The organism is Henriciella sp. (assembly GCF_029937755.1).
GTDB lineage: Bacteria > Pseudomonadota > Alphaproteobacteria > Caulobacterales > Hyphomonadaceae > Henriciella.
Genome location: NZ_JAPYPG010000027.1, coordinates 1 through 1270, shown reverse-complemented (window position 1 = coordinate 1270; position 1270 = coordinate 1). Strand labels below are relative to the sequence as shown.

General features: G+C 62.7%; 1 protein-coding gene. It reads right to left on the bottom strand.

The window, feature by feature from the left end:
• Positions 1-26: 26 nt before the first annotated feature.
• Positions 27-1207, bottom strand: a protein-coding gene (locus tag Q1K29_RS18580) for an IS3 family transposase (RefSeq protein WP_300396840.1) whose coding sequence is annotated in 2 segments (ribosomal slippage) — positions 27-958 and positions 958-1207 — 1182 coding nt in all. Because the reading frame shifts where the segments join, the coding sequence is not laid out codon by codon here.
• Positions 1208-1270 lie beyond the last annotated feature (63 nt).

The following is a 1270-nucleotide window of genomic DNA, read 5'->3' as shown; positions in this document are numbered from 1 at the left end:
TGACCCAACCCCGTGATCCGGGCCGTTCATTCGGAGAGTCTGTTCGCCTTTCTTTCTGTTGTTGATGGCGTGGTCAAGGCCCGGGGAGTGGAGCTTCCCCGCGGCTCAAGCGAGCCGGGCCTTCGGCGGCGCAGCCGCCGTTCGTAGGTTACGGGGCTGAGGCCGCCGAGTGATGTGTGTGGCCGGACCGTGTTGTAGTCTATCCGCCAGGCTTCGATGATGCGCCGGGCGTCACCGAGACTGTCGAAGAGATGCTCGTTCAGGCACTCGTCGCGCAGCCGGCCGTTGAAGCTTTCGACGAAGGCATTCTGTGTCGGCTTTCCCGGCGCGATGTAGTGCCACTCGATACCAGCCTTGCGGACCCATCTCAGGATCGCATGACTGGTCAGCTCAGTGCCATTGTCGGAGACGATCATCTTCGGAGCACCCCGTTGGGCGATGAGCCGGGACAGTTCCCTGGCGACCCGCACGCCGGACAAGGAGACATCGACGACCACAGCCAGGGCTTCCCGGGTGAAGTCGTCGACCACGCAGAGCGTGCGGAACCGGCGGCCATCGCTGAGAGCGTCCGACACGAAGTCCAGGCTCCAGCGCTCATTCGCCTGTTCCGGCAGGAGCATGGGTGAGCGCGTGCCTGTCGCCCGCTTCCGTCCGCGGCGTCGTTTCACGGCCAGGCCCTCCTCGGCATAGATGCGGTAGATCTTCTTGTGATTAGCGCTGAGGCCCTCGCGATCCAGCAGGATGCCGAGCCTTCGATAGCCGAACCGGCGGCGTTCACCGGCGAGCTCTCGTAGCCGCTGGCGCAGCTTCTCATCACCGCCATCGCACTTCTCATACTGGAAGGTCGACCGATCGAGATCGGCCAGCCGGCAGGCCCGACGCTCCGACAGGCCATGCACCTCCATCACGTGGTGCACGGCCTTCCGCTTGGCGTCGGGCGTCAGAAGTTTTTTGTCGCCAGGTCCTTCAGGGCCGCATTGTCCAGCATCGCATCGGCGAGAAGGCGCTTCAACTTCGAATTCTCCTCCTCCAGCGTCTTCAGCCGCCGGGCGTCCGACACCGTCATGCCGCCGAACTTCGCCTTGTACTTGTAGAACGTCGCATCCGAGATGCCGTAGTTGCGGCAGATATCGGCTGTCTTCACGCCAGCCTCGTGCTCCCGGATCATCCCAATGATCTGCTCTTCGGAAAATCGTGATTTGCGCATCTGTCATCCTCTTCGTGTCGAGGACTCTGCAAATTCATGGCCGGAAATCACGGGGCTGGGTCA